The sequence below is a fragment of the Sulfuricaulis sp. genome (assembly GCF_049587675.1).
Lineage (GTDB): Bacteria > Pseudomonadota > Gammaproteobacteria > Acidiferrobacterales > Sulfurifustaceae > Sulfuricaulis.
Map to the genome: position 1 here is coordinate 1 of NZ_JBAVEJ010000016.1, position 5,945 is coordinate 5,945.

7 protein-coding genes and 1 pseudogene are annotated in these 5,945 nt (G+C 59.8%); 3 read left to right on the forward strand and 5 right to left on the reverse strand.

The annotated features are described in order from the left end of the window. The 5 genes from WB402_RS00800 to WB402_RS00820 form a co-directional block, all read right to left on the reverse strand. On the reverse strand, positions 1 to 674 hold a 674-nt coding region (locus WB402_RS00800), incomplete at its 3' end, for an MgtC/SapB family protein (RefSeq protein WP_424204805.1). Positions 675 to 863: 189 nt separating this feature from the next. After that, entirely contained in the window at positions 864 to 1,472 is a 609-nt protein-coding gene (locus WB402_RS00805) for a hypothetical protein (protein ID WP_424204806.1), read from the reverse strand. 36 nt (positions 1,473 to 1,508) lie between these two features. Then, a complete protein-coding gene (locus tag WB402_RS00810) occupies positions 1,509 to 2,273 on the reverse strand; it encodes a glucose 1-dehydrogenase (RefSeq protein WP_424204807.1) in 765 nt (254 codons plus the stop codon). A 165-nt stretch (positions 2,274 to 2,438) separates the two neighbouring features. After that, positions 2,439 to 2,696 carry a MoaD/ThiS family protein gene (locus WB402_RS00815; protein ID WP_424204809.1) on the reverse strand — a complete coding sequence of 86 codons (258 nt, stop codon included), beginning with the start codon at positions 2,694 to 2,696 and terminating at the stop codon, positions 2,439 to 2,441. Positions 2,697 to 2,834: 138 nt separating this feature from the next. Next, positions 2,835 to 3,917, reverse strand: coding sequence for a WD40/YVTN/BNR-like repeat-containing protein (locus WB402_RS00820; protein ID WP_424204813.1), 1,083 nt, complete (start codon positions 3,915 to 3,917; stop codon positions 2,835 to 2,837). Positions 3,918 to 4,169: 252 nt separating this feature from the next. On the opposite strand from WB402_RS00820, the gene WB402_RS00825 reads away from it, so the two are divergent. From WB402_RS00825 to WB402_RS00835, 3 genes and pseudogenes are all read left to right on the forward strand, one after another. Continuing rightward, positions 4,170 to 4,658: a GFA family protein gene (locus WB402_RS00825; RefSeq protein ID WP_424204810.1), complete on the forward strand. Its 489-nt coding sequence runs from the start codon at positions 4,170 to 4,172 to the stop codon at positions 4,656 to 4,658. A gap of 201 nt (positions 4,659 to 4,859) precedes the next feature. Next, positions 4,860 to 5,384 (forward strand): L,D-transpeptidase family protein, encoded by a 525-nt coding sequence (locus WB402_RS00830; RefSeq protein WP_424204811.1) that lies wholly within the window; start codon positions 4,860 to 4,862, stop codon positions 5,382 to 5,384. 328 nt (positions 5,385 to 5,712) lie between these two features. Then, a pseudogene (locus WB402_RS00835) lies at positions 5,713 to 5,945 on the forward strand (Lpp/OprI family alanine-zipper lipoprotein); the annotation flags it as partial.

The window sequence follows — 5,945 nt, forward strand, 5'->3', positions numbered from 1 at the left end:
AGGCTCACCGCGGTCGAGGACACCAGCCCGCCGCTCAGGCCGGTGATCGCCGTGCCGCGCGCCGTGCCCAGCCAGCGCACCGCCACGTAGCCGACCAGCGACATCCCGGAAATCAGGATCACCAGCAGCCATAGCTTGTACGGATTGAGCGCCTGCAATGGGTCGATCGGCTGCGCCGGCAGCAGCGGCAGTACGATGAAGGTGGCGATCAGCAGCTTCAGGCCCGCGTACAGGTCATCGGTGCCGAGCTTCTGTACGACGCCGTGCAGTGGTTGTTTGAAGGTCAGCACCGCCGAGGTGAGGATTGCGAGCGCCACGGCCAGCTCGGCGTAGCCGTACATCACCGCGCCGCCCAACAGGCACACGGTAATCGCCGAGATCTCGGTGGTGAGTCCGAGCGCGTCGGGCTTGACCCGGCTTTCCAGGACGTAGGCGGTGACAACCGCCGCCGCCACCGCCGTCAGGGTGGCGATGAAGACCCACGGTGTGCCGATATGCTGCGACAGCCAGGCGCCGACCGCACCGGCCTGGGCGAACAGAATGAAGGTGCGCAGGCCGCCGAAGCTCTCCGGGTGTTCGGTGACTTTGTGCTTCTCGCGCTCGATGCCCACCAGCGCACCGATCAACAGAGCGATCAGGAAATTGCGGACGACGACTACATCCACTTCGGGCATGGAGTGGCACCTCGCTTGCGTCGGATCACCGGAGCCTGAGGGTGACTGTGCCATGCGTCGCCTCCGGCGACAAGCCGTGGCGGTCTTGTTTTTGACAGGCCGAAAGTTGGGAGATTACCGACAGAACTCAAGGGATCATGTCACGGCGGGAGCGTTAAATTCACCGTCCTGTCGCCGTACCCGTTTACTTTAAAGAGACGTCACTTCCCCCGTTCGCAGATTGACCCGGAAGGATTTGCGCACGAACAGGAACCGGCCGGTTTCCGCACGGAATAAATCAACATTCTCGGTGGGATGCAGCACGATCCAGTCGTTCGGGGTTTTGGCGCTGACGTAGCCACTGCGCGTGTCGTCGAATACCGGGAGGCGGATGCGCCGTTCCTGGCCGCTGCGCGTAACGACCAGGTATTCGCGATGGGCGACGGTGCCCGGGTTGTGCAGCTCCAGCCGGTAGGAAATATTCTGGCCATTGGTGTTGAGCACCGCGTTACCGCTGGTTTCAACTTCCGCCGAGGCGAACGACGGGAGCCATTCGCCGTAGGCGGCGTGATGCGTCTTTGCCACATACCAGATCGAACCGAAAATGATCGCCACGAGAACGACCGCGAGCCATTCGTTATCTTTCCACCAGGCGATGACGGCGACGAACAGGACGGCGGGAATACTGAGGAGTAGGGTGGTCACGATGAGCGATTCCCCGAGCGTCAGTCCCTCGCGAAACCAATTCAAAATGAAACCCAGCGCCGCGACCGCCACGGCTGTGTAGAGCAGGGTGATGATGACGACGAATTTGCGCATGCTAATTCCCATGAGTGAGCTCTCTCGATCCCAGTATTAGGCATAGATCATTTTCTTCGTCATGCCGCCATCCACCACGAAATTCTGGCCGGTGATGAAGCCGGCCTTGGGAGAGATCAGATAGGCGGCCAAGGACGCGATATCTTCCGGATGTCCTACCCGTCCTGCCGGATGCTGGGCGTGGTCTTCCGGCCGCAATACCGGCTGCTTGCGTCGGGCGCTTTTTTTCCAATCGTCAACGGCAATCCAGCCGGGACTGATGCAGTTCACGCGGATGTCCGGGCCGAGGCTCACCGCCAGCGCGTGGGTCAGGGCCATAACGCCGCCTTTGCTGGCTGAGTAGGCTTCTGTGTTGGCTTCGGACTGCAACGCCCGTGTCGAGGCGATATTGACGATGCTTCCCATGGAGGCGCGCAGCAGCGGAATCGCATGCTTGCTGCAAAGGAAGACGCTGGTCAGGTTGGCGGCGATTACCCGGCTCCAGTCGTTCAACGTCAGCCGTTCCACCGGAGCCGCGGCGGGATTGGCGATACCGGCGTTGTTGATCAGGGCGTCCAGACGGCCGTAGCGGGAGTGAATAATCCGGATCATCTCCTCCACGGCCGGTTCGTCGGAAACGTCAACCATCATGGCAGTGATTTGTGCGCCGAGTTCCGCGCCCGTTTCATCGGCGGCTTCACCGTCGATATCCGCAATCACCACCTGCATGCCGTCCGCCGCCAGCCGTTTGGCGATTCCCTTGCCGATGCCTTGGCCGCCGCCGGTGACCAACGCCACCCGGCTGGAATGTTGAGCAGTCATGGTTTGCCTCCTCGTGACTTAATATAGCAAGCGTGATTGAAACCGGTTTCTTCGCTGCCAGGTAAGTCCCGCCAGACTCAGGGCGAACGGGAGACTTAATCAGAGCTTCCCTGGGGACAGATTCCGGATTTCACTCGCAAGACCGCCGGCGGGGCGTGTGCGCCATTACCCGCCGCTCAATGCCTGCACGAGGATCACGGAATCGGTCGGGAGTAGTGGCTGTGTGATATTGAATACCTGGTCGCCATTGACGAAGAAGCGCATGTGCGGGCGCATCGTGTCTTGCTCGTCGATCACGCGGAATCGCAGGCCAGGGTATTGGCGGTCGAGGTCGGCGAGCAGTTCGATGAGCGTGGCGCCGGTGGCTTCGACCTCGCGCTCCTTGGTGTAGGAGAGTAGCGGAGTGGGGATCAACACTTTCATTGATTTTAAGGAACCTCTGATTAATTCCGCTCGTCCTGAGCTTGTCGAAGGACGAGCAGTACAAGACATTGATTCCGTAGGCCCGCCGTTCATGGTTCGACAGGCTCACCACGAACGGCGGGAATTAATCAGAATTTCTTAACCTACTTCCGCGGCCTCGACCGCGTAAATTTCGGGAAGGTGCCGCGCGATGCATGTCCAGCGACGGCCTTCGTCGCGGCTCATCCACAATTCTCCACTCGTCGTCCCCAGATACAGTCCCACAGGATCCTGCGCGTCCGCGGTCATGGCCTGGCGTTTCACCGTCCACCATGCCTGATTCCGGGGCAGGCCGGCATCGAGACGCTGCCACGTCTTGCCGCCGTTGCGGGTCACGTACGCAGTGGGTTTGCCCTCCGGACTCGTGCGCGGCCATACGGTCGTGCCATCCATCGGAAACACCCACGCGGTGTCCGCATCGCGCGGATGCACCACCATCGGAAAGCCGATGTCGCCGACATGCTTCGGCATGCGTTTGCCGATGCGCGTCCACTCTTTCGACGGCCGGTCGAGCCGGTAGATGCCGCAGTGATTCTGTTGATACAAGCGGTCCGGGTTGCTCGGACAAAGCTGGACGCAATGCGGATCGTGGAAAGCGATGTTGGCGGCGTCGAAGCCTTCGACCACTTCCATCCCTTTTACGAGGGAAGTCCAGGTTCGTCCGCGGTCGAGCGTTTCGTGCACGCCGCCGCCCGACATGGCGAAGTAGAGATGCGTCGGATCGCGTGGGTCGACAATGATCGAATGCAGTTTCGGTCCATCCGGTGTGCCGTCCTGTTCGCTGCCCATCCATGAACGAAACTGCGGATCGTCGTTGACGATGGAGAACGGTTCCCAGGTGTCGCCGTCGTCGTCGGAGCGGAACAGCCCCTGCGGCGAGGTCCCGGCGTACCACGCCTTCGGTTCGTTCGCGTGGGACGGCGTGAGCCAGAACGTGTGATTGACCACGCGGCCCTTCTCGTTGTCCGCGGCCTTGGCGAAAGCCGGCGGCTTGGCGGCTTCCTTCCAGCTGCGGCCGAAATCCGTAGAGCGAAACACTGTTGGACCGAGGTGGCCGGTCTTCGCCGCCGCCAGCAGCGTGCGCCCGTCGCGCGGGTCGAGCACGAGATGATTGATGATGTGACCGAGAAAATGCGGACCGTCGACACGCCAGGTTTTTCGTTGCTTGTCGCCGTGAAACATCCACGCGCCCTTGCGTGTGGCCACGAGCACCAGCACCCGGCGCGATAGTCGTGGTGCAGGTTTGGTTCGAACGGTGGGCCTGAGCCTTCGAGACGGTGATTTTTTGTTAGTGCGAGCCATGTATTGGTTCTCCTCTGCGACAGGATTCAACACTCCGCCCGACTAGCATGTCTCGCGAACCATACGAAATCAACCCTAGCAGGTGTAGGCTAATGTTCTGGTTACGTCGGACCCAATGCCGGGGAGGCTAGGATGGAACTCAAGGGATCATGCCACTGCGGGAGCGTTAAATTCACCGTCCAGTCGCCGCACCCGTATCCGTTCAATCTTTGCTATTGCTCGATCTGCCGCAAGACCGCCGGCGGAGGCGGCTATGCCATCAACCTCAGCGGCCGTTACAAGACACTGAAGGTCACGGGCAGGAAAAATATTACGGTCTACCGTGCGCGGCTGCGCGACGATGCGACCGGGAAAATCACCAAGAGCACGGGGCGACGGCATTTCTGCAAGAAATGCGGCAGCGCGCTGTGGCTGTGGGACCCGGGGTGGCCGGAGCTGGTGCATCCGTTTGCCTCGGCGATTGACACCGAGCTTCCGGTTCCGCCCGAGCGCACGCACCTGATGCTCGGATCGAAAGCGAACTGGGTACCGGTCATCGCCGGTCCGCGCGACAAGAAGTTCGACGAATATCCGGAGGAATCCATCGCCGAGTGGCATCAGAGGTTAAAGCTTGAGTGTTGAGGAAGCATCGGCCGATAAATTAGGCCGAAGTGACTGATAATAAATCACTCCGGTTTCTTTAATCTTTTCAGTCACGCCGCGGCGCCAAAACCTGCTATCTTTTTTAACGATAGGGTTCATGCAACATGGACCCCGTTATTTTCCGGCATGAAAGGGCAATCGCAACCGATCGGCAGCAGCAATATTCTTCAGAGTTCTGATATGAAGCGCTATATCACCACGGCCGCCATAGTTCTGTCTTTAATAAGCAGTCTTGGTGTCGTTGACGACGTCCATGCACAAGCGATCAGGCAGGCGCTTCCCCAGGCCGATCATGTCGTCGTCATAAAGGGTGCGAGGACGCTTACGCTGATGCGCCAGGGGAAGATGATCAAGACGTACAAGGTTTCGCTGGGTCGTCAGCCGGTCGGCCCCAAGGAAAAGGCGGGCGACTCGAAAACTCCGGAGGGCGATTACATTATCGATGGGCGCAACTCGCGCAGTAAATTCTACTTGGCGCTGCATATTTCCTATCCCGGCCTGCAGGACAAAATTCAGGCGGGAAGCGACGGCCGCGCTCCCGGCGGCGCCATCATGATTCACGGGCGTCCCAATTGGACCGGCTGGATTCGCGCCCTCTATGAAGACCGCGACTGGACGGATGGATGCATAGCCGTGAGCAACGCGGAGATGGATGAGATCTGGTCGGCGGTGCCGGATGGCACGCCGATCAGCATTCTTCCGTGATTCGAATCCCTGCTGGCACGAGAATCTATCTATAGAGTCCGGCATGAACCCGGAAGTGGTCCCGACCAGATGCCAGCATCCCGTTTCACCCCGTAGTTCACCTTCGTAGTCATTCGACAGGGGCCGCGAACCGCATGCAAGATACCGTTCTTCTGCCAGGTTCCGGGTTTAGAACGAGTATATAACCGTGCTCATAAATAATCCGCGTAATTACTAGCGAATCCATCAGTTCCGGTATGGGAATTGAACGGGAAATTTTGACGCCGGTCAGAGTCATAATACGAAAGGATTGCTAATATTTTTTTCGTTAACAAAGGAGAAACCTGCCATGAAACATAACGCACTGCGTGTCGCGGGACTTCCCGCGGCGCTTCTGCTTATTACACTCGGTGCCGGCTGCGCCACGAGTGGCGATGTAGATGGTGTGAAAAAAATAGCGGAAGACGCCAGAGCCTCGGCAGACAAGGCCAATCGCACGGCGGCGGAAGCAGCGGCGGCTGCGAAAGAAGCGAAGGACGAGGCCGCCGCCGCGCGGGCCGAAGCGGCGGCGGCGCAACGCGC